The sequence below is a fragment of the Streptomyces sp. NPDC002138 genome (assembly GCF_040296485.1).
In the GTDB taxonomy this organism is placed as follows: Bacteria; Actinomycetota; Actinomycetes; order Streptomycetales; family Streptomycetaceae; genus Streptomyces.
Map to the genome: position 1 here is coordinate 109,728 of NZ_JBEOXE010000006.1, position 21,726 is coordinate 131,453.

17 protein-coding genes are annotated in these 21,726 nt (G+C 68.8%); 7 read left to right on the top strand and 10 right to left on the bottom strand.

Annotated features, from left to right (window positions below; all coding sequences use genetic code 11):
- The first annotated feature begins 37 nt into the window (after positions 1-37).
- From ABT084_RS05795 to ABT084_RS05815, 5 genes are all read left to right on the top strand, one after another.
- Entirely contained in the window at positions 38-799 is a 762-nt protein-coding gene (locus ABT084_RS05795) for an isoprenyl transferase (protein ID WP_351038450.1), read from the top strand.
- A 356-nt stretch (positions 800-1,155) separates the two neighbouring features.
- On the top strand, positions 1,156-2,472 hold the full coding sequence (gene phoH2, locus ABT084_RS05800; RefSeq protein WP_351038452.1) for an RNA 5'-3' helicase PhoH2: 1,317 nt from the start codon (positions 1,156-1,158) through the stop codon (positions 2,470-2,472).
- A 403-nt stretch (positions 2,473-2,875) separates the two neighbouring features.
- Positions 2,876-3,589 (top strand): aggregation-promoting factor C-terminal-like domain-containing protein, encoded by a 714-nt coding sequence (locus ABT084_RS05805; RefSeq protein WP_351038454.1) that lies wholly within the window; start codon positions 2,876-2,878, stop codon positions 3,587-3,589.
- Positions 3,590-3,700: 111 nt separating this feature from the next.
- A complete protein-coding gene (locus ABT084_RS05810) occupies positions 3,701-5,050 on the top strand; it encodes an AI-2E family transporter (protein WP_351038456.1) in 1,350 nt (449 codons plus the stop codon).
- Entirely contained in the window at positions 5,047-5,760 is a 714-nt protein-coding gene (locus tag ABT084_RS05815; protein WP_351038458.1) for a hypothetical protein, read from the top strand. Before ABT084_RS05810 ends, ABT084_RS05815 begins: the two co-directional genes overlap by 4 nt.
- 95 nt (positions 5,761-5,855) lie before the next feature.
- On the opposite strand, the gene ABT084_RS05820 is transcribed toward ABT084_RS05815, so the two are convergent.
- Positions 5,856-6,401, bottom strand: coding sequence for an alkyl hydroperoxide reductase (locus tag ABT084_RS05820; protein WP_351038460.1), 546 nt, complete (start codon positions 6,399-6,401; stop codon positions 5,856-5,858).
- Between the two features lie 3 nt (positions 6,402-6,404).
- Complete coding sequence (locus ABT084_RS05825; protein WP_351038461.1) at positions 6,405-6,959, bottom strand: peroxiredoxin; 555 nt, start codon at positions 6,957-6,959, stop codon at positions 6,405-6,407.
- Between the two features lie 169 nt (positions 6,960-7,128).
- On the opposite strand from ABT084_RS05825, the gene ABT084_RS05830 reads away from it, so the two are divergent.
- A complete protein-coding gene (locus ABT084_RS05830) occupies positions 7,129-8,103 on the top strand; it encodes a hydrogen peroxide-inducible genes activator (protein ID WP_351038463.1) in 975 nt (324 codons plus the stop codon).
- A gap of 59 nt (positions 8,104-8,162) precedes the next feature.
- Here ABT084_RS05830 and ABT084_RS05835 read toward each other — a convergent pair whose 3' ends face one another.
- From ABT084_RS05835 to ABT084_RS05870, 8 genes are all read right to left on the bottom strand, one after another.
- The gene (locus ABT084_RS05835) at positions 8,163-10,517 is read right to left on the bottom strand and encodes an FtsX-like permease family protein (protein WP_351038465.1); all 2,355 of its coding nucleotides are present in this window, start codon (positions 10,515-10,517) and stop codon (positions 8,163-8,165) included.
- Positions 10,514-11,200: an ABC transporter ATP-binding protein gene (locus ABT084_RS05840; protein ID WP_351038467.1), complete on the bottom strand. Its 687-nt coding sequence runs from the start codon at positions 11,198-11,200 to the stop codon at positions 10,514-10,516. Before ABT084_RS05840 ends, ABT084_RS05835 begins: the two co-directional genes overlap by 4 nt.
- Positions 11,197-11,721: a PadR family transcriptional regulator gene (locus ABT084_RS05845; protein WP_351038469.1), complete on the bottom strand. Its 525-nt coding sequence runs from the start codon at positions 11,719-11,721 to the stop codon at positions 11,197-11,199. Before ABT084_RS05845 ends, ABT084_RS05840 begins: the two co-directional genes overlap by 4 nt.
- Before the next feature lie 116 nt (positions 11,722-11,837).
- A complete protein-coding gene (locus ABT084_RS05850) occupies positions 11,838-12,290 on the bottom strand; it encodes a hypothetical protein (protein WP_351038471.1) in 453 nt (150 codons plus the stop codon).
- Positions 12,291-12,361: 71 nt separating this feature from the next.
- Positions 12,362-16,465, bottom strand: a complete 4,104-nt coding sequence (locus ABT084_RS05855; RefSeq protein WP_351038473.1) for a GDSL-type esterase/lipase family protein — start codon at positions 16,463-16,465, stop codon at positions 12,362-12,364.
- Positions 16,466-16,862: 397 nt separating this feature from the next.
- Positions 16,863-17,261: a hypothetical protein gene (locus ABT084_RS05860; protein WP_351038475.1), complete on the bottom strand. Its 399-nt coding sequence runs from the start codon at positions 17,259-17,261 to the stop codon at positions 16,863-16,865.
- Between the two features lie 698 nt (positions 17,262-17,959).
- Positions 17,960-18,250, bottom strand: coding sequence for a type II toxin-antitoxin system antitoxin (locus ABT084_RS05865; RefSeq protein WP_351038477.1), 291 nt, complete (start codon positions 18,248-18,250; stop codon positions 17,960-17,962).
- The gene (locus ABT084_RS05870; RefSeq protein WP_351038479.1) at positions 18,250-19,161 is read right to left on the bottom strand and encodes an SPFH domain-containing protein; all 912 of its coding nucleotides are present in this window, start codon (positions 19,159-19,161) and stop codon (positions 18,250-18,252) included. The genes ABT084_RS05865 and ABT084_RS05870 overlap by 1 nt, the downstream gene beginning before the upstream one ends.
- Positions 19,162-19,392: 231 nt before the next feature.
- On the opposite strand from ABT084_RS05870, the gene ABT084_RS05875 reads away from it, so the two are divergent.
- On the top strand, positions 19,393-21,696 hold the full coding sequence (locus ABT084_RS05875; protein WP_351038480.1) for a transglycosylase domain-containing protein: 2,304 nt from the start codon (positions 19,393-19,395) through the stop codon (positions 21,694-21,696).
- Positions 21,697-21,726 lie beyond the last annotated feature (30 nt).

Below are 21,726 nucleotides of genomic sequence, written 5' to 3' on the forward strand. Positions count from 1 at the left end.
TTCGCACGGGGGCTTTGCACGGAGGGGCTGGAAGATCGTGAATCTGCGCGACCTGGTGTACAGGCTCTACGCACGCCGGGTGGAAGGCCGCATCGACCATGACGCGGCGCCCAAGCACATCGGCGTGATCCTGGACGGCAACCGGCGCTGGGCCAAGGCCTCCGGGGGCACCACGGAACAGGGCCACCAGGCCGGAGCCGAGAAGATCTCCGAGCTGCTCGGCTGGTGCGACGAGTCGGACGTCGAGGTCGTGACGCTGTGGATGCTCTCCACGGACAACCTCGACCGGCCCGAGAACGAGCTCGGCCCGCTCCTGACGATCATCGAGAACACCGTGCGCGGCCTCGCCGCGGACGGACGCTGGCGCGTCCACCACGTCGGGAACATGGACCTGCTGCCCGCCCGCACGCAGTCCGTGCTCAAGGAGGCCGAGGAGGCCACCCTCGACCGCGGCGGAATACTGGTCAACGTCGCGGTCGGCTACGGCGGCCGCCAGGAGATCGCGGACGCCGTGCGCTCGCTGCTCCTGGAGCACGCTTCGAAGGGCACCTCCTTCGAGGAGCTCGCCGAAATCCTCGACATCGACCACATCGCCGAGCACCTGTACACGCGCGGCCAGCCCGACCCCGACCTGGTGATCCGCACCAGCGGCGAACAGCGGCTGTCCGGATTCATGCTCTGGCAGAGCGCGCACTCCGAGTACTACTTCTGCGAAGTGTTCTGGCCGGCCTTCCGCAAGGTGGACTTCCTGCGGGCCCTGCGCGATTACGCGGCACGTCACCGGCGCTACGGGACCTGATCCCCGGCGCCGCGCCACCCCGCCCCGAACCGGGCCCCGGACCGCAGTCCGGGGCCCGGTTCGCGTATCCGCCCCCCGCGCCCGAGGCCTTCACCAGGGATTCACCGAGCGTCCGTCATATGCCGTGGCATGGCGGCCGGTGTTCGAGGGCATACCCCATGCAGGTCGACGCCCGGTCCACGGGTGTCGAGTCTCAGCGGACGGCACAGGGCCGTCCGCCCGGGAGGCCCTTTGCACCAGGACGCGCGTGCGGTTCGCACGGACGGATTGGAGGGCCGGTGTTCGGCCCTGGCATCGCGGCCGATGACCGGTCCGGTCTTCATGGCCCGACCTCTTCCGAGGGGGTACGTCCTTCCGTGGTGACCAGCACAAAGCGCCGCCTGCCCGACAGGCGGACCTACGTCCTCGACACCAGCGTCCTGCTGGCAGACCCCAACGCGATCACCCGCTTCGACGAGCACGAAGTCGTGCTCCCGATCGTGGTGATCACCGAGTTGGAGGCCAAGCGGCACCATCCCGAACTCGGCTACTTCGCCCGGCAGGCGCTGCGCCTGCTCGACGACTTCCGGGTCCGCTACGGTCGCCTCGACGCCCCCATCCCGCTGGGCGATCTCGGTGGCACCCTGCGTGTCGAGCTCAACCACTCCGACCCGGGCATCCTGCCCGCGGGCTTCAGGCTCGGGGACAACGATTCGCGGATCCTCGCGGTCGCCCGCAACCTGCAGGCCGAGGGGTACGACGTCACGGTCGTGTCGAAGGATCTCCCGCTGCGCATCAAGGCCTCGTCCGTGGGCCTGCTCGCAGAGGAGTACCGGGCGGAACTCGCCATCACCGACGCGGGCTGGACCGGCATGAGCGAGCTGGCCCTCTCCGGGGAGCAGGTCGACCTCCTCTTCTCGGAGGAGCGGCTGTACGTCCCCGAGGCCGCGGAACTGCCCGTGCACACCGGTCTGGTCATCCAGTCCGAGCGCGGCAAGGCGCTGGGCCGGGTCACGGCCGACGGCAACGTGCGGCTCGTGAAGGGCGACCGCGAGGCCTTCGGGCTGCACGGCCGCAGCGCCGAGCAGCGCATCGCGCTGGACCTGCTGCTCGACCCGGAGATCGGGATCCTCTCCATGGGCGGCCGGGCCGGTACCGGAAAGTCGGCGCTCGCGCTCTGCGCGGGGCTGGAGGCGGTGCTGGAGCGCAGGCAGCACCAGAAGGTGATGGTCTTCCGGCCGCTGTACGCGGTGGGCGGCCAGGACCTCGGCTACCTCCCCGGGGACGCCTCCGAGAAGATGAGCCCCTGGGCCCAGGCGGTGTTCGACACCCTCTCGGCGGTCGCCGGGCGCGACGTCATCGAGGAAGTGCTGGGCCGGGGCATGCTGGAAGTGCTCCCGCTCACCCACATCCGGGGCCGCTCGCTGCACGACGCCTTCGTGATCGTCGACGAGGCGCAGTCGCTGGAGCGCAACGTCCTGCTGACCGTTCTGTCCCGGATCGGGGCGAACAGCCGGGTCGTGCTGACGCATGACGTCGCCCAGCGGGACAACCTGCGGGTCGGCCGGTACGACGGAGTCGTGGCCGTGGTCGAGAAGTTGAAGGGCCATCCGCTCTTCGCCCACATCACGCTCGCCCGGTCCGAGCGCTCGCCCATCGCCGCGCTCGTGACGGAGATGCTGGAAACCATCTGAAAGGACCCATAGCGGTACGGAAGTTGGCGCCGTCCGGCAAAGGCGAGAGAGCCTAGCCGGGCGGCGCACCGCTGCACAGGGCTTCGCCGAAAACAACGGAGTCGCAGCAGGTGTGACCTTTCCCACGCAACGGAGAATTGCCTCGCGGCGTCGCGGTCCGGCAGAGTCTGGTCTCCGTAAGGCCCCGCATACGGCACACGTGCATCCCTCGTGGCTGCACAGCTCAGCGACAACTCCAGAACCGACCGCCGTATGCCGCCCGCAAGCTTCACGCGGCACTCCCTCCCCGGGAGTTGCCCGACGGGCCCGCGCCTCCTGTGACCACAGAACCGTGGAGGCCAGTGTCAAGGGCACTCCTGCGTCCGCGAGGTCACCGTTGCGGACGCTGCTGGAAGGACACCGTGTGAGCCGCATCTCGGTACGGGGATTCGCCGTGGCATCCGCCACCGCGGTCACCACCGTCGGCGCCGTCGTGGGTGTTGCCACAGGCGACCCCCAGAGCTCGACCAACCTCGAGACGACCGCGTCCGGAGCGACTCTCCTCGCTGACATTCCCGCGGGCGAGCAGGCCCGTGTGCAGAACGCCTCGCTGACCGAGCAGGCCGACGCCATCTCGCACGCCGCCGACGCCGACGCCAAGCGCTCGACCGAGGAAGCGGCGCGGATCCAGGCCGCCAAGGACGCGAAGGACAAGAAGGCCGAGGCCGAGGCCAAGCAGAAGGCCGACGCCGAGGCGAAGGAGAAGAAGGAGCGCGAGGCGAAGGAGCAGGTGGCCAGCCGGTCCGCCAGCCGCGACGCGTCCTCCTTCACGCCGAAGAGCTCCTACACGATCTCCGAAGTCAAGTCGATCGCGGCGCAGATCGTGCCCTCGGGCCAGCTCCAGTGCTTCTCGAACATCGTGGACGCCGAGTCGACCTGGAACTACCAGGCGGTCAACTCGTCGTCGGGCGCCTACGGTCTGGTCCAGGCGCTCCCCGGGTCGAAGATGAGCTCGGTCGCCTCCGACTGGCGCACCAACCCCGCCACGCAGATCCAGTGGGGCCTGAACTACATGAACGAGCGGTACGGCAGCCCGTGCAGCGCCTGGTCCTTCCACCAGGCCAACGACTGGTACTAGCAGCCGCTCGGCGCACAACCGCGAGGAGCCCCGCACCGTCCTACGGTGCGGGGCTCCTCGCGTGTACGGTCGACGGGGTCGTATTGGCGCGTGCGGGGGGAAAGGGACGACATGTCGAAGTGGGCAGCCTGGCTGGGCCGCATCGGAAGAGGGCTGAGCCAGGTCGAGGCGAAGCTGGACGAGCGGCGGGCCGAGGTCGAGGCCGAGAACGCGGAGCCGGCCCTCGCCGTGCCCGCCTCAGCGGCGGCGCGGCGCGCCACCGCGCAGGGCGCCGGGGACCCCGGGGCGCCGCCGGGGGCGCTGGAGCCGTCCACGGCGCGCCTGCGGCCCGACCCGGTGACCGTGGTGCCCTGGGGGATGCGGGTGGCCGGGGAGGTCAGCTGGCGGCTGCTGCTGGTCGCCGGGATGCTCTGGGTCGTGATGAAGGTGATCAGCGAAGTCCGGCTGGTCGTCCTCGCCTTCGCCGCCGCCCTGCTCGTCACCGCCCTGCTCCAGCCCTTCGTGGTCCGGCTGCGCAGACTCGGCCTGCCCCGCGGGCTCGCCACCGCCGTCACCGCCATCCTCGGCTTCGTGGTCATCGGGCTGGTCGGCTGGTTCGTGGTGTGGCAGGTCATGGAGAACCTCGACCAGCTCTCGGCCCGGGTCCGCGACGGCATCGAAGAGCTCAAGCGGTGGGCCCTCAACAGCCCGTTCCATGTGACCGAGCAGCAGATCAACGACATCGCCAAGAACCTCAGCGACACCATCGGCACCAACACCCAGGAGATCACCTCCGCCGGGCTGCAGGGCGTCACGGTGATGGTCGAGGTGCTGACGGGCATTCTGCTCGCCATGTTCTCCACCCTCTTCCTGCTGTACGACGGCGCGAAGATCTGGCAGTGGGTCCTGGGCCTGGTGCCCACCGCCGCCCGGGCCGGGGTCGCGGGCGCCGGACCGCGCGCCTGGCGGACCCTGACCGCGTACGTGCGGGGCACGGTCCTCGTGGCCCTCATCGACGCCATCTTCATCGGCCTCGGCCTGTGGTTCCTCGACGTGACGATGGCGGTGCCGCTGGCCGTCTTCATCTTCCTGTTCGCCTTCATCCCGCTGGTCGGCGCGGTGATCTCGGGCGCCCTCGCGGTGGTCGTGGCCCTGGTGACCCAGGGGCCGTTCACGGGCCTGATGGTGCTGGTCGTCGTACTCGCCGTCCAGCAGATCGAGGGGCACGTGCTGCAGCCCTTCATCCTCGGGCGGGCGGTACGGGTGCACCCGCTCGCGGTGGTGCTCTCGGTGGCCGCGGGCGGCATGATCGCCGGCATCGGGGGCGCCGTGGTCGCCGTGCCGCTGGTCGCCGTCACCAACACGGTCGTCGGCTATCTGCGGGTGTATTCGCGGGAACAGGACGCGCAGTTCGGCCCGGGCCCGCACGGGGCGACCGCCGTGGACCGGGTGGAGCCGGAGCAGGAGGAGCAGCAGCGGTGATATCCGAGCCCGAGGCCGATTCCGGCTGGACGACCGAGCTGTCCGCATCCCCCGGGGCGGCCGCGGAGACCCTTCCCGCGCCGGAGCGGGGCGGTGGCCCCGGGCGGGGCGGCCGGTGGGTGTGGGCCCTGGGCGGGGCGGTGCTGGCCTCGGCGCTCTGGGCGGGCGGGCTGTACGCCCTGGGGGACCGGATGGCCGCGCCGCCGGTGGCCTACCGCCTGCCGGAGAAGCTGTGCGACACCCTGAAGGCGAAGGCGCTGACCGCGGCCTTCGGGGATCTGCGGACGGGCAATCCGTCCAGCCAGAACACCGAGAACCCCGCGGTGGACTGGGCGATGTGCATGATGGGCAGCCCGTCCGACACCGACAAGCCCGTCAGCTACAACGTGTGGGCCTCCCTGCAGCTGCACAAGAAGACCGACCCGGAGCCGGAGTTCGACGTCGAGAGCCCCTGGCAGCCGCACGCGACCACGCTGGGCCGGGCCTCCGTACCGGACCTCGGCGAGCGGGCCGTGATGGCCCGGACGGCCGACGGCCAGGGGCCCGAGCTGAAGGTGCTGGACGGCGGCGCGGTGTTCACGCTCACGATCGTCCCCTTCAGCGGGATGACGCGGGACCCCGGGGCGGCGCCCGGCGGCGTCGACTACGCCCCGATCGAGGCGGCGATGATCTCCGACATGCGGGACCTGATGGCGGCCTTGCGGAAGTAGCCGGAGCCGGACGCACGAAGGGCCCCGCTGCCGTGGTGACGGCGGCGGGGCCCTTCGCTGTGCACGCGCGGATGGCGCGGGTCTGACGGGTCCTACTACTCGGCGGTGGCGTCGGCGAGCGCCGCCTCCGCGTCGAGGGTGACCGCGACGGCCTGGATCACCGAGGCGATCTTGAAGGCCTCCTGGATCGTCTCGCGGCCGACACCGGCCTTGCGCAGGACCTGCTCGTGCGAGTCCAGGCACTGGCCGCAGCCGTTGATCGCGGAGACCGCGAGCGACCACAGCTCGAAGTCGACCTTCTCGACGCCCGGGTTGCCGATGACGTTCATCCGCAGGCCCGCGCGCAGCGTCCCGTACTCCGGGTCGGAGAGCAGGTGGCGGGTGCGGTAGAAGACGTTGTTCATCGCCATGATCGCGGCGGCGGACTTGGCCGCGGTGTAGGCCTCCGCGGACAGGTTCGCCTTCGCCTCCGGCTCCAGCTCACGCAGGACGCGCGGGGAGCGGGCGGCGATCGCGCAGGACAGGACGGTGCCCCACAGCTGCTGCTGCGGGAGGTCGCTGTTGCCGATGACCGAACCGAGGTTCAGCTTCAGGTCCTTGGCGAAGTCCGGTACGGCGGCCTTCAGCGTGTCGAGGGACACGGGTCACTCACCGGCCAGCAGCGAGCCGGCGTCCAGGGTGCCCTCGCCCTTGTTCCAGTTGCAGGGGCACAGCTCGTCGGTCTGCAGGGCATCGAGGACCCGCAGGACCTCCTTGGGGTTACGGCCCACGGAACCGGCGGTCACCATCGTGAACTGGATCTCGTTGTTCTGGTCGACGATGAAGACGGCGCGCTGGGCGAAGCCGTCCTCGCCCTGCACGCCACAGGCCTGCATGAGCTCGTGCTTGGAGTCGGCCAGCATCGGGAAGGGCAGGTCACGCAGGTCGGCGTGGTCCTTGCGCCAGGCGTGGTGCACGAACTCGGAATCGCCGGAGACGCCGAGGACCTGCGCGTCGCGGTCCTGGAACTCCTCGTTCAGCTTGCCGAAGGCGGCGATCTCGGTCGGGCAGACGAAGGTGAAGTCCTTCGGCCAGAAGAACACCACGCGCCACTTGCCCTCGTAGGTCTTGTGGTCGATCTGGGCGAACTCGCTACCGGCCTCCAGGGAGACACAAGCGGTCAGATCGTACGAGGGGAACTTGTCACCAACAGTGAGCACGCGCACTCCAAGCAATGGGGAAAGCGCCCTTTTTGAGGGCTTTCCAAGGGGGGTTGGACGTATCTCACATGCTGGCACACCTGGATTGATTACAGAAATAGCTACTCTTGTCCCAGGTGATCGGAGGTGCCTATCAGTGGCAGCCAGTAAGAGGGGAGCGAAGGGCGGCGTGAAGACCAGCATCACGAGCGGCGCGAAGACCGGTGTGAAGAGTGGCGCGAAACAGCCCACGCTCGCCCAGCTGCGCGCCTTCGCGGCCGTCGCCGAGCACCTGCACTTCCGGGACGCGGCCGCCGCCATCGGCATGAGCCAGCCCGCCCTGTCCGGGGCCGTCTCCGCGCTGGAGGAAGCCGTCGGCGTACAGCTGCTGGAGCGCACCACCCGCAAGGTGCTGCTCTCCCCGGCGGGGGAGCGGATCGCGGCCCGCGCCAAGGTGGTGCTGGAGTCGATGGGCGCCCTGCTGGAGGAGGCCGAGGCGGTACGGGCCCCCTTCACCGGGGTGCTGCGGCTCGGCGTGATCCCCACCGTGGCGCCCTACCTGCTGCCGACCGTCCTCGGGCTCTTCCAGCGGCGCTACCCGCTGATGGACCTCCAGGTGCACGAGGAGCAGACCTCCTCGCTGCTGGACGGCCTGACCGGCGGGCGCCTGGACCTGCTGCTGCTCGCGGTGCCGCTCGGGGTGCCGGGCGTCACCGAAATGCCGCTCTTCGACGAGGAGTTCGTCCTGCTCGCCCCGCGCGAACACCCGCTCGCCGGGCGCCGGGACATCCCGCGCGAGGAGCTGCGGGGACTCCAGCTGCTGCTTCTCGACGAGGGGCACTGCCTGCGGGACCAGGCCCTGGACATCTGCCGCGAGGCCGGGCGCGGTGAGGGCGCGGCCGTCACCACGACCGCCGCCGGGCTCTCCACCCTGGTCCAGCTCGTCGCGGGCGGGCTCGGCGTCACCCTGCTGCCGCGCACCGCGCTGCGGCTGGAGACCACCCGCAACGAATACCTGGCCACCGGGTACTTCGCCGAGCCCGCGCCCTCACGCCGGATCGCCCTGGCGATGCGGACGGGCACGGCCCGCGCGCAGGAGTTCGCGGCGATCGCGCGCTCCCTGCGCGAAGCCGTGCGCCCGCTCCCGGTCTGGCCCGCCGACTAGGAGGGGGCCTGGTCGGCGGGCCGCCGGGCGGGGGCGTACGTACCCGGGCCGGGCGGGGGCTACTCGGTCCGCAGGCCGTCCGGGCGCATCATGCGCAGCAGCGGCGGCATGCTGAGCAGCGTCACCAGCAGGACCAGCGCGCCGCCCGCCCCGGCCATCGCCAGGACGACGTTCCACTCGATGAGCACGGGCAGCCCGGTCATCCGCATCAGGACCGAGCCCAGGGCCAGACCCACGCCAGAGGCCAGGGCCAGGGCCAGCGAGATCGGCAGCGCCGTCTGCCACAGCACCGACAGGCACAGCGTGCGGCGCGGGGTGCCGAAGGCCACCAGCGAGGACAGCAGCCGCTTGCGCTCGCGCAGTTGCTCCAGCTGCGCGACGAGCAGGCTCAGCCCGATCAGCACCAGCACCAGCACGGAACCGACGTACAGCCCGGCCCGGATGGTGCGGTACTGCCCGTCCGCCTGCGTGAACTGGAGCATGTAGGCGCGGGCGAGGGGATCCGCCTCGTAGGTGGCGGTGCGGACGTTCTCCACCGCGTCGGGCACCTCCGGGTCGAGCAGGACGTACAGGTTCGAGGAGAGCTCCGTGACGGGGACCCGGGGCGCGACGGACTCGGTGGTCAGCAGGCCGGTGCTCAGCTCGCCGTCCGGGCCCGGACGGCTGGCCACCGTCCGGATGTTCGCCGGAACCGTCCACTCGACGGGGGCCGCGTCCTGCGGGTAGCCCGCCACGCTGCCCGCGAAGATCTTGTCCCCGCCCTTGGCGATCCGCCCGTACGGCGCCCCGTCCGGATCCGGACCGCCCGTCAGGACGAAGGAGTCGCCCTCCGCGCAGGACTCGATCACCGCGATCTCGCGCAGCGCGGTGCAGGTGCCCACGGTGACCGTGATGGTCCGGTCCTCGGCCGGCACCGTGGCGGCGGCGTTGATCCTGGTCAGGGCGACGGCCTTGGTCACGCCCTCGGCCGCCGCCACCTTCGCGCCGATGTCCTCGATCCGCAGATCGGATCCCGGCTGCCGGTTCGCGGTCACCGCCATCTCGGCCCGCGTCGGGTCGACTCCGGTGAGCGTGGTGTAGGTCGCCTCGGTGCCCGCGAAGAGGATCTGCAGGGCGATGGCCCCGGCGACCGCGACCGCGACGCCGTTGACCAGCCGGGCCGCCGTCCCGCCGGCGACCTGGAGGCGGCGCACGGCGAGCTGCCAGGAGACGGGTCCGCGGGACAGCCCCGAGACGCTCCGGTCCACCAGCCAGGGCAGCATGGAGGTGACGCTCACGAGCAGCAGGACCACCCCGGCGCCCACTTGCGCCTGGTTGAAGACCGCGGGGTCGTCCGTGCCGCGGATCGCCAGGGGCGCGAGGAGCGCGAGACCGGCGAGCGGCGGCAGCAGCCGCCACCAGAACCGGCGCCGGGCCGGGCGGGCGGTCCGTACGACGCCCAGCGGCTCGATGACCACACCGCGCAGCGTGAAGAGGGTGACCGCGACCGACAGCAGCGCCACGGCGACGGCGACGAGCGCCGCCAGCCAGGGGCTCGGGTCGAGATCGGCGGGGAAGACGCTGCGCCGGCCCAACGCGACGCTCGCGACGAGCCGCCGGGAGACCAGGAAGAAGAGGGTGCCGAGGGCCAGGCCGCACACGGCCCCGGCCAGCGCCTCGCCCGCGGCGATCCGTCGGACCATCGTGTTGTCGGCGCCGACGAGGCGGAGCGCGGCGAGGCGGCGGTCGCGCTGCTCGCCGCCGAAGCGGATGGCGGCGGCGATGAAGACGGTGACCGGCGTCAGCAGGGCGACGAAGGTGAGGAGGACCAGCAGGGCGAGGACCCGGTCCAGCCGGTCGGGTTCGTCGTCGGTGCCGAAGGCGTTGAACCGCTGGACCTGGCCGTACCGTTCGCCGGTGCTGTGCAGGGCGCCGTTGCCCGCGTAGAAGAACAGCTCGCCGGGGCCGACCAGGCCCGCGTCGCCGATCAGCGCGACGACCCTGCCGTCCAGGCGCTCGCGCAGCCCCTTGCCCTCGTCGGACTTCAGCAGGGCGTCCAGCGCGGGGGAGAGGGCGAGCTCGCCCGGGGCGGGGATCCGGGTGAGGCCGGGCGGGGCGGGGGCGTTCGGGCCCTCGGCCTTGACGAAGGACCCCTCGACGGTCTGGTGGTGGTACTCCTGGTCGGCCCGGGCGATGAGGAAGGTGTCCGGGCCGGGCCGCTCCGGGCCGGTCAGGGACAGGTTCCGGCGGGCGTCGGCGCGGTCGGTCCGTGCGGTCAGCGCGCTCGGCAGCGCGGCCGTGACCAGCAGCAGGGCGACGCCGAGACCGACGCCGACCGCGGTGAGCAGGGTGCGGGTCCAGCCCTGGCGGCCGCCGGTGACGGCGAACCGGGCCCCCATGAGGAGATCACGGGCCCAGCCGCGCGCCGTGCTCATATGGCGCGCTCCATGTCGCGGGACTTCCCGTCGCGCACGACGATCTCGCGGTCGGAGTAGGCGGCGACCCGGGTCTCGTGCGTGACCAGGACGACCGCGGTGCTGGCGGCCCGCGCGGCCTCGGTGAGCAGCCGCATGACCAGCTCGCCGTTGAGGGAGTCCAGGGCGCCGGTGGGCTCGTCGGCGAAGACCACGCGGGGGCTGGTGACGAGGGCGCGGGCGACGGCGACGCGCTGGCCCTGGCCGCCGCTGACCTCGCCGGGGCGCTGGGAGCCGATGTCATCGACCTCCAACCGGGTCATCCAGCGCAGGGCGGTGGCCTCGGCGGCCTTGCGCTTCACCCCGTTCAAGCGCAGCGGCAGGGCCACGTTCTCGACGCAGGTCAGCTCGGGGACGAGCTGCCCGAACTGGAAGACGAAGCCGAACTCGCTGCGGCGCAGGGCGCTGCGCTGGGCGTCGTTCATCGCGGACAGGTCGCGCCCGGCGTAGGTGATGGTGCCCCGGTCGGCCGCGACGATCCCGGCCAGGCAGTGCAGCAGGGTCGACTTGCCGGAGCCGGAGGGGCCCATGACGGCGACGATCTCGCCCGGGTGGATGGAGAACTCGGCGCCGGTCAGGGCCGCGTTCGAGCCGTAGGACTTGTAGAGGCCGTCGGCGCTGAGCAGGGAGCCGTCGGGGATCACGGGCGGACCTCCCGGGCGAGCTGGTCCAGGCGGGCGGCGGCCAGCTCCAGCCAGCGCAGGTCGGCTTCCAGGTGGAAGAGGGCGTGGTCGCAGATCAGCTGGTCGGCGAAGTCGCCCTTGCGCTTGCGGGTGGTCAGCAGCCGCATCATGCGCAGGTGTTCGGCGCGCTGGGTGTCGAGGAGCTGCTCGGCGCTGCGGCCGGTCAGCAGGGCCAGGACGACCTTGGTGTAGAGGGTCGAGTGGAGGTACGGCTCGGGCTTCTCCGGGGTGGTCAGCCAGACCTGGACGTCGGTGATCCCGGCCTCGGTGATGGCGTACCGCTTGCGTTCCGGACCGCCGCCGCTCTCGACACCGTCGACCTCGACGAGGCCGTTCTTCAGGAGCCGGGACATGGTCGAGTAGACCTGCCCGTAGGCGAGGGGCCGGTCGTGGCCGAACTTCTCGTCGAAGGCGCGCTTGAGGTCGTACCCATGGCGCGGTCCGGCCTCGAGGAGGCCGAGCAGTGTGTGACCGATGGACATGGGGGCGACTGTACGCACGGTGTATACCGCCTGTGCATAGCGGGGTGGCGGACCGAAGGCGTAGAACCAGGGTTGCGGGGAAGCGACACCTTGATTCCCCGCAAACCCTCAGGTGGTCAGGTGTACAGCACGACGAGAGAGACGAGGAGCAGGGCAGCCGAGGCTGTGAGCCCCAGGATTCGGTAACGGCTCCAAGTGGCCAGTATGAGAAAGAATGACCACGCTCCACCCGTGATGGTGGCAGCCCACCATCCGACGGTCGTCTGCGCGGCGAGGAGAGGGAAGGGGGCTATCAGGATGGTCGGCAAGATGACTCCCAGCCGAGGCCCGATGTCCAGCCGCTTGTAGACGACCATCAGGACGATCAGGGCAGTCGTCACGGCGAGAGGGACGGCCGCCCAGTCCCACCAGGTCCAACAGAGTCCGTCCGTCTTCTCGCACACCTGGTCCTTGTGATGCTTGACCCAGGAGAAGAACTGCACGGCACCGTAGGCCAGAACCGCGCCGGTGAGAGCCGCTCCGAACGCTCTCGGCAACACAGTCCGTGACTCTGCGCGTGGGTGGCTCATGGTTTAAGTCTTCCCTCATCGGTGGCGGTGGGCCTGAATACATGTATCAGGCCCACCGCGTCAGTTGTCTGTCACTTTCCCTGCAACGTCTGCTCCAGGGCGTCCGCGTAGAGACGAGCTCCTGCGGGCTTGGGATGGAATGACTGCATGGACGGCAGCGGAGGGTCGTTGTCCGCGCGCTCCCGCCCGGTCATCACGATGCCGTGGATACCCTCGGGACCACCGCAAATCGCCTTGGCATCGAAGTTGCTCCGCGGATCGGAGAAGACCGCCCATGATCCGGAGTCCTGGGTGGCCCCCTTCATCTCTGTGGCCAGAGTGTCGGCCAGAGAGCGCACCCAGTCGTTCTCGACGTCTTCGTAGGCGTTGGGAAGACAGCTGTGGTCCTTCTCCACCAAACGCGGGTAGCCCATGAGGACGACCTTCGCGTTCGGCGCTTTGGCGTGGATGGCATTGAGTGTCGTGGTGATCTGGGGCCGTACTGAGTCATGCAGCCACTTCGGCGCCCAGTCCTTCAAGTCGCCCGTCGTGCCGCCTGTCTTGCTGCCGGTAGCGGGATCAACATTGTCGAGCTCCGCATATGGGCACGTGTGGAGAGCCGGGATCGGGATGTCGATGCACTTCGTAATGATCTCGCTGAAGCGGGCATCGTTGCCGCCGACGCTCAGTGTCACCAGGCTGGTGTTCTGGTCCAGGTACCCGGCTTCGATCTGTGCCACCTCGCTGGATTGGCCCTTGTTGAGGATGTTGTACGTGCGGGCTCCGGAGCACGCTACGAAGTGGTAATCCATCTGAGAGTCAAGGCCGTCGGCCATGGCTGCGATCGAGCTGGAGTAGCCTGGAATCTTCGCCTGCCTCGACCACGCCAGCTTGGAGCGGTGACACTTGTCGATGCCTTTGCCGTTCAGCTTGTCGAAGCGGTCGGTCTCCGGGTACAGGTCCGCGCCGTCCGGCGCGGTCGCTCCTTCACCCGAGGAGTACGAGTCGCCCATCGCTGTGACGGAGTTGGCCGGCTTGCCCGCGAGGGGCTGGAAGGCCACCGCACCCCAGGCGATGTCCTCGTCCGCACTTCCGTCTGCTGTCGTGTTCGACAGCTTGACGCTCGGAGTGCCGGTGAAGTGGAACACACCCAGGCTTACCCACCCACCGGCCCGCTGGAGCACCACCCGTTGCTTGCTGGTGCTGTCCGAACCCTCAACGGTGTAGGCGGCCTGACGGGTCTGGGCGCCAGTGTCGGGCAGGTGGACCAGGACCCGCGCCCAGCTGAGGCTCTCGGCGAGGGTCCATGTGCCGTCGATGGCCATGGGTCCGCCAGAGCCGCCGAAGTGATCCGCGTCGCGGGTGTGTGTGTACCAGTAGTGTCCGCCATAGCCGGCGCCTACTTGGTGCAGGTCCGCCTTCGCTTGATAGTGGCCCACGGCGTCGGGATTGAACGTGAACTGGAAGCTGCCCGCCGAGGATATGCGGCCGCACGTTCCCCAGGTTTCGGTGCCCTCGGGAACGGAGGCAACTACCTTGGAGCCGGACGGCGCGCCGGTACAGACGGGGGTACCGGTCTTGAGACGGTAGCCTCGTCCCGGCTCGGCAACCGGTGTCTGATACTTGATGGCCTCGTGGCCACAGGTGGAAGCACAGTTGGGCTTCCATGTCGTGTTGGGCTGGTTCCACCAGTACTTCGAGTAGCATTCGGCGTCCGGGCAGTCGGGCGGGGTGTCCGGGTTACAGTTGTTCTTGCTGTTGCAGAAGGTTTCAAGCGGGGGCGAGACGGCGACGCGGTCGGCGACGGTGGTCCACCAGGCGGGCCGGAATCCGGCCGAAGAGAACCCGGACTCACCGGGCCAGTCCTGACGGCCCGTGGTGGCGTAGGAGAAGCCCGTATCGACGGACCAAGCAGCCCAGCCCATCACCTTGCCCTCGTACGGCCAGTCCTGCGGATGAGCCGCGTCCTTGTTCGCCTCCGGGCCGTCGACGTCGATGTTCATGAACGGGTGGCCCCAGCTCTTCTTGTAGAGCGGGTTGGCGGGGTTGTTGTACCAGCCAAGGCCCCAGTGACCGGCGTGGTTTGAGGCATCCGACGGCGGATTGAAGCCGAGATTGTAGTTCCACACGGCTGTGAACCAGTTCTCGACCATGGACGGGTCGTCGTTGTTGACGGTGACCTTCTGACCGTCCGTATGGACCTCGTTCCACTTGTCGGCGAGGATTTTCATGGCGGCGGCGATGTTCGAGGCGTAGTCAACCGCGACGAGCCTCTGAAGGGTCGGGGACAGGCTAGGCACGCCGTCCTTCTCGTGGCCGGGCAGGCGCATGCCGTCAGTGACCTGACCGACGCCGTAGCCGCAGTCGGACTTGTCCCAGTTGATCTTCCAGTAGGCGGCCGGGTCCTTAGGGTCGACCTTGTGGCCGTAGTAGCCGTCCACCGCGGCCAGCGGGCTACCCATCTGGCCAGGAATCGCACCTGACTCGGCCTGCCACAGGTTCGACTCCTGGGCCATGATGCCTAGGAGCACGTTGGCGGGGATCTTGCCCCCACCGTTCAACGTCGGCGGAGGGAACAGACCTTGTGGGTCGACGGTGAGCAGGCCGGACTGGCTCCGGTAGCTGTCCTGCCGGATGTAGTTGGAGCGCAGATTGCCGCGCACAGCCATGTCGACGGCCCATTCGACCTGGTTCGGCGTCGGCTGCAGCGCCTGCACCTTGACGTCGTTGCGGGAGATGGAACACCAACGGTCGTCGTCTGTCGGCTCGTGCGATACGGCGGCGGAACCCGCGGCACTTCGCATCGATTGAGCCTGCGTCCCAGCGGCCTCACCGAGAGATGGAGATGCCTTGGTTCCCGAACCGTCGGGGGCTCCCTGCTGCACGCTCTGCGTGAGCTTCGTCCCGGTGGCAGTGGCGGTGCTGGTGACTGTAACCAGCTCGTCATCGGCTTTCACGGCAGCTCGCGGAGCGGCTTCTTCGCTCTTGCTGAAGCCCTTCCCCGCGTTCTTGACGCGGTCGAGGCCGGCTCGGATGCCAGCGGTCAGAACCGGTTCGACGGCAAGCCGTCCGTGAGATGACACGTCGGTGTTGGCCTTCGCGTTGACCTGGGTGACCCCGGTTCCGGTCGTGACGGGAGTCTTCGTGGGGTGGCCAGTGAGGAAGACGCTGCCTGCGTCGCCCTGCATGAGGTCGAGGTCGCCGAGCTTGCCCGAGGCGATGGTGCCCGGCTTGCCGTGACCAGTGAACAGTTTGGCGTTCACAGTGGAGTCGTCTTTGCGGTCGACGAAAGCGATGCTCCCGTCGACGGCGGGCCGGATGTCGAACGGGACGCTGTCCGCGTCGGCGAGGTTCTTGACCGTGCCGGCGCCGTCGAGGTGGACGAGGTGGTTGCCGAGTGCGGCAATCGTGCCGTCCTTCGCCGGGACCGCGCTGGTGATCTCTCCCTTCGCCGAGGCCGTACTAGTGGTCTTCCCAGCGGTGTCCACGGTGAGCACGCGCGTCCGCGTGCTGTCGGGATCGTTCATGTCGCGGAAGGCAGTGAACGCGGCAGTGTGTGTCACCGTGTTGCAGGACGGGTCGAAGTAGGCCAGTGACGCGGTGAAAGGCAGCTTCGTCACCTGCCCTGTCGCCAGATTGACAATGGCGGTGAACGCACCGCCCTGCATCAGGTCCGGCTTGTTCGTGAAACTGCGAGGCGCGTAAACGACGGCGGCGTGCTCGTGGTCCATCACGCACTGGTTGCCGATCCACGAGTCCGCAGGCAGTGCCGGTTCGGACAGGGTGGCTACGGCCTTCCATGCGTACGCCTCGCTGCTGTCAGCGACGAGGATGCGCAGGCCGTCCGCGTCAGCGGCGGCGGTCACCGCGCGGTCGGGGCTGGTCTTCCAATCGGTGCCGAGCTTTTTGCCCGGATCCTCGACCCGAACCGGAGAGACCTGTGGCGCGGTGGCGCCAGGGCTCGGTTTCGGCTCGGCGAAGGCGGATGTGGTCTGGAGGATTCCGGCGGTCAGGGCAGTACAGGCCACAACGGCGGTCAGCGGTAATCGTGTGCGTGTTCTGAATCTCAAGAGAGAGTTTCCCATTTTCTTGGAAGGTTCCCGTGTTTTTCTGTGGCATGGGAACGGCTCACCCGCCCGGTCGGAAGAACCCGACGAGGGCGGGAGCTTGGTCACGGTGAGCAGGTGCTGCGTCATGCCCCCGGCGCGGCGACTGTGCAGTAACTGGAGCACGCGCCCAGGGGGCATGACGCAGTTTCAGGATTGGCACTGCTGTGATGCTCGAAGCGTCAATCGACAAGGTTCGGCTCGCTCCACTCCTGGCAGCATCATGAAGGCCGTCCGGATTCTGGGCGCCGCACAGTCGTGCCTCCTGCATGCCGCTGGTGACTGAGCACGTCAAGGCATATATTTAACAACGACGGAAGAATAGTGCCGCAGAGGCCGGGAGTCCTCGGGCGGAGGGCAGGTAAATCCGTACCGCTCCCATTGTCACCCCACCTGATCAGTAGGCGGCAATGGACTTGCTATCTGCCCCACCGTGGTCCCGTATTCAAAGAATCGATGAAGCTATAGGCCTCGCGGGAACGGCGCCTTAGTCGCAGGGGGGGACGTGGAATACTCGGTCGATGAGTGCGGAACTGGAATTCTGTGATTCCTTCATGACGAGCGTGACCTTGGGGCACAGATCTGCGTTGAGGACGATGCCGACCGCATACGAGGTGAAATTCCCCTCGTCTACGGAGCAGGGTCGTGCGGTGTCGTTCGGGCAGAGCTTCAACTTCATGTACTTCGCGCCTGCGAGGTTATTGTCGAAGATGACGCATGTGTCGATGTGTCCGTTACCGTCACTCCTCTGATAGGTGAATACCGTCCCGAAGCGCCTAGCGTCGGGGAGGCGTTCGTTGTAGGTCATTTTGAAGCCGGATCCACACACGGTGGACCCGGCTGCTGCTGCTTCCTGCGGAGCTGTCAGGCCGATTGTCGCGGTCATGGCTGCGATGGTTGCGGCCAATCCAGTCTTCGTTTTGGAGATAGGCAAGGTGCTCGTCCTTTGCGTTGTGGTTTAGGTGTGCCGGTCATGGATCCTGGTTCTCCCGGCGTGTGGACGTCAATCCATTTGGTTATCGATCCGTCACATTTGGGGTTGTTCTTCGCATCTAAAGACCTGAAGTAGACCGTGCTGTGGCGCGAATGATCCGCCTCTGCTCTCTTGGACTTGAATATTCCGGTTCAAATCGAGCGTGATTCCTGGTCAGTGTTATCGGCGGCGGCGTGGCACAGGGGAAGGGCGACGCCGGGGGAGGGGGCCGAGATACGGACCGGGTCGCCCCTCCTCGCGCGGCTCCTGTGGGCCGACAGGGTCGCGGTAGAGGTCAGGCGTGGTACCGGTTTCCGCAGGATGCTGAGTTCGGAAATCAGCCGCCGGCCCATGGCCGGAGGCCCCTGATGAGATCGACACCCCGCCACCCGGTGGAACACCCATCCGCTCGACGAACCGGGGCGACGGGTGTGTTCGCCGACCTGCTCTAGAAGCCCGTCCGCCGTTGCGTGCCAAGTGAACCCAGCTGGCCGCGACGGCCATACGTGCGACTGTCGCATTGTCGGAACGGGCGTCTGAGCGGGATCCATGACAAAACACCCCGGCCTGTTGGGGCCGGGGTGCGGGTGGCTATGGGGTTCGTTCGGGGCCTATTCGGGGGCCGACGGCGACGACTTCGGGGGGCGGCCGCGGCGGGGGAGGGGGCCGGGGGAGGAGGGGAGGCGGCCGGACTCCGCGAGGGCGCGGCGGAGCAGGAACTCGATCTGCGCGTTGGCGCTGCGCAGTTCGTCCCCCGCCCAGCGGGCGAGCGCGTCGTACACCTGCGGGTCGAGCCGCAGCAGGACCTGCTTGCGGGGCGGGCGCCGGGCCGCTCCCGCGCCCGGTGCGCTCCGCTCGTCGTCGCCGGGCCCCTCGGGGGCCGCCGGCTCGCCGCCCGGCATCACTGGTAGAGGGTGCCGGTGTTCACGACGGGCTGGGCGGCGCGGTCCCCGCAGAGCACCACCATGAGATTGGAGACCATGGCGGCCTTGCGGTCGGGGTCCAGGTCCACGACGTCCTCTTCCTGAAGGCGGGTCAGGGCCAGCTCGACCATACCCACGGCGCCCTCGACGATCAGGCGACGGGCCGCGACGACCGCGCCGGCCTGCTGGCGCTGGAGCATGGCCGAGGCGATCTCGGGGGCGTACGCGAGGTGCGTGAAGCGGGACTCGATGATGTGGACGCCGGCCGCCTCGACCCGGGTGTGCAGCTCGACCGCGAGCTTCTCGGTGATCTCCTCGGCGTTGCCGCGCAGGGAGAGGCCGCCCTCGTCGTGGGCGTCGTACGGGTACTCGATGGCGATGTGCCGGACGGCGGCCTCGGTCTGGGTCTCGACGAACTCGGTGAAGTCGTCGACCTCGAAGAGGGCCCGCGCGGTGTCCTCCACCTTCCAGACGACGACCGCGGCCAGCTCGATCGGATTGCCGTAGGCGTCGTTGACCTTCAGGACGGCCGTCTCGTGGTTGCGGACGCGCGTGGAGATCTTGTCGCGGGAGGTCAGCGGGTTCACCCAGCGCAGGCCGTCGGTGCGGATCGTGCCCCGGTAGCGGCCGAAGAGCTGGACCACGCGGGCCTCGCCCGGCGCGACCGTGTTGAGCCCGCACATCGCGTAGATCGACCCGATGATGACGACGACGCCGAAGGCGATCAGACCGGCCTTCGCGCCCACGGCGGTGAGGACGGCGCCGGTGGCGATCAGCCCCGCGCCGACCAGCAGGCCGAGCAGTCCGAGCAGCAGGGCCAGCCCGCCGCCGACGCTGTGCGCCGCGAATTCCCGTACCTGCGGCGTCGGCATATCGGTGGTGTTCGTCATGGTTCGCCCCGTTTCGTTCAGGAAGAGCCGGTCGGGCTCTCTAGCAAAGTGATATCACTTTTTTGGCGCACCGCAACTCTTCTGGTCTGCTAGGCGTCGGTTCATAGGGTGTGGGTGCTGATTCTCACGTCCGAATTGATCGGTATTGATAGGAACTGAGCAGCCTTTGTCACAACCTCCGGTGTTAGCTTTCTGAGCTGACGTCGGGGGTTATTGAGCGGAGCGGGAGCGATGGGCCGAGCAGAAGCGCGACGGGCGCAGCAGCAGCGCGGGAGCCGACGTGCGCCGCGCGGTGGCGCGCCGCAGGGCGGTCGCGGCAAGAACGGCCCGGGCGCGGGCGCGAACAAGGGCAAGGGCAAACGAACCGGCATACGCAGGTTCTTCACCTGGAAGAAGATCCTCGGCGCGTTCTTCGGCATGATCCTGCTCGGCATGGCCGCGGCGGTCGGCCTCTACTTCTACGTCGACGCGCCCAAGCCCAACGAAGAGGCGACGCTCCAGAGCAACGTCTACCAGTGGGCCGACGGCTCCGTCATGACCCGTACGGGCAAGTACAACCGCGAGATCCTCCCCTTCGACAAGGTCCCGGAGGATGTCCGCACCACGTTCATCGCCATCGAGAACAAGAACTTCTACAAAGACCAGGGCATCGACTACAAGGGCCTGGTCCGCGGCTTCATCTCGACGGTGACGGGCAAGGGCAAGGCCGGTGGTTCGACGATCACCCAGCAGTACGTCAAGAACTACTACCTGAACCAGGACCAGACGGCGACCCGCAAGCTCAAGGAAATGGTCATCTCCCTCAAGACCGACGGGAGCATGTCCAAGGACCAGATCCTCGAGGGCTACATGAACACCAGCTACTTCGGTCGCGGTGCGTACGGGATCCAGGCCGCGGCCCAGGCCTACTACGGCGTCGACGCCCAGAAGCTGACCCTGGAGCAGGGCGCCTACCTCGCGGCCGTCCTGCAGGCCCCCAGCTCCTACGACTGGGCGACCGCGGGCCCCAACGGCAAGCGCCTCGTGATGATCCGCTTCAACGCGACCCTCGACAACATGGTCGGCATGGGCAAGCTGGACGAGGCCAAGCGCAAGACCCTGCACTTCCAGGAGCCCATCAAGCCCAAGCCCACCCCCGGGCGCGAGGGCCAGAAGGGCTACCTGATGGAGGCCGCCGACGCCGAGCTGAACCGGCAGGGCGTGGCCAAGGCCGCGATCGACGCGGGCGGCTGGACGATCAGGCTCAACATCGACAAGAAGAAGCAGGCCGCCCTGGAGAAGGCCGTCAACGACGAGCTGGAATCCAAGCTGGAGCGCAAGAACACCGCGGAACGCCCGGTCGACCAGAACGTCCAGGCGGGCGCCACCTCGGTGGACCCGAAGACCGGCGCGATCGTCGCGATGTACGGCGGCACCGGCCAGGGCGAGAAGTGGTCCAGCAACGCCCTGCGCACCGACTTCCAGCCCGGCTCGACCTTCAAGCCGGTCGTGCTCGCCACCGCCCTGCAGAACGGCGCCAAGACGCAGGACGGCAAGCCGATCAACCCGAGCACCCTCTACGACGGCACCAGCGGCCGCCCGGTGGTCGGCAGCGACACCGCCTTCTCACCGCAGAACCAGGACCAGCGCGACTACTGGGACATCGGGCACAACATCACGGTCCAGAAGGCGACCAACGCCTCCGTCAACTCCGTCTACGCGCAGATGACCGTCGACGCGAAGCCGGAGAAGGTCAAGGAGATGGGTCTCACCCTCGGCATGCGGGACCGTGAGGGCTGGCCCGCCGACAAGCCCGCCATGGCGCTGGGCACCATGAGCGCCAGCACCGTCGAGATGGCCGGGGTCTACGCGACCTTCGACCACCACGGCAAGAAGGTCACCCCGTCGATCATCAAGAGCGCCCAGAACCACACGCGCACCTACAAGCCGGTGGTCACCATCGGCGACCAGGTGATCGACACCTCCACCGCCGACACCGTCACCAAGGTGCTGACGGGAGTCGTCACCGACGGTTCGGGTAACGCGGTCTACAGCGACGCTTACCAGGCCGCGGGCAAGACCGGCACCACCGAGTCCAACGTCGCGGCCTGGTTCACCGGCTACACCCCGGAACTGGTCACGGTCGTCGCGATGTTCGGCGAAGAGGTGGGCACCGGCAAGCAGGTCACCCTGACCGGTACCGCCGGCGGTGGCCGAGCGGGCGGCTCCAGCTTCCCGGCCGCCATCTGGAAGACCTACACGCTCGCCGCGCTCTCGGGTGTGGACACCGCCAAGTTCGATCTGCCGGACGCGGAGATGGGCACCCCGCCCCCGAGCCCGACCCCGTCCACCTCGGCCTCGACCAGCCGCAGCCCGTCGCCGAGCACCACCCGGTCCGCGTCCGGGTCGACCAGCCCGAACCCGACCAACTCGAGCTCGCGCAGCCCGAACCCGGACCCGACCGGCTCGTCACCGAACCCGGGGCACTCCTCGCCGAACCCGGGCCACTCGTCACCGAACCCGACCCACAGCAACCCGTTCCCGCCGTTCCCGTAGGGAACCGGAACACGAAACCGCCGCCCGGCA

Excerpts from the sequence above, each read along its gene's own strand:
- ABT084_RS05850 (WP_351038471.1), bottom strand. The coding sequence starts at position 12,290 with ATGAGCCACCCACGCGCAGAGTCACGGACTGTGTTGCCGAGAGCGTTC.
- ABT084_RS05865 (WP_351038477.1), bottom strand. The coding sequence starts at position 18,250 with ATGCCGGGCGGCGAGCCGGCGGCCCCCGAGGGGCCCGGCGACGACGAG.
- ABT084_RS05835 (WP_351038465.1), bottom strand. The coding sequence starts at position 10,517 with ATGAGCACGGCGCGCGGCTGGGCCCGTGATCTCCTCATGGGGGCCCGG.
- ABT084_RS05810 (WP_351038456.1), top strand. The coding sequence starts at position 3,701 with ATGTCGAAGTGGGCAGCCTGGCTGGGCCGCATCGGAAGAGGGCTGAGC.
- ABT084_RS05870 (WP_351038479.1), bottom strand. The coding sequence starts at position 19,161 with ATGACGAACACCACCGATATGCCGACGCCGCAGGTACGGGAATTCGCG.
- ABT084_RS05860 (WP_351038475.1), bottom strand. The coding sequence starts at position 17,261 with ATGACCGCGACAATCGGCCTGACAGCTCCGCAGGAAGCAGCAGCAGCC.
- ABT084_RS05855 (WP_351038473.1), bottom strand. The coding sequence starts at position 16,465 with ATGACGCAGCACCTGCTCACCGTGACCAAGCTCCCGCCCTCGTCGGGT.
- ABT084_RS05875 (WP_351038480.1), top strand. The coding sequence starts at position 19,393 with ATGGGCCGAGCAGAAGCGCGACGGGCGCAGCAGCAGCGCGGGAGCCGA.
- ABT084_RS05845 (WP_351038469.1), bottom strand. The coding sequence starts at position 11,721 with ATGTCCATCGGTCACACACTGCTCGGCCTCCTCGAGGCCGGACCGCGC.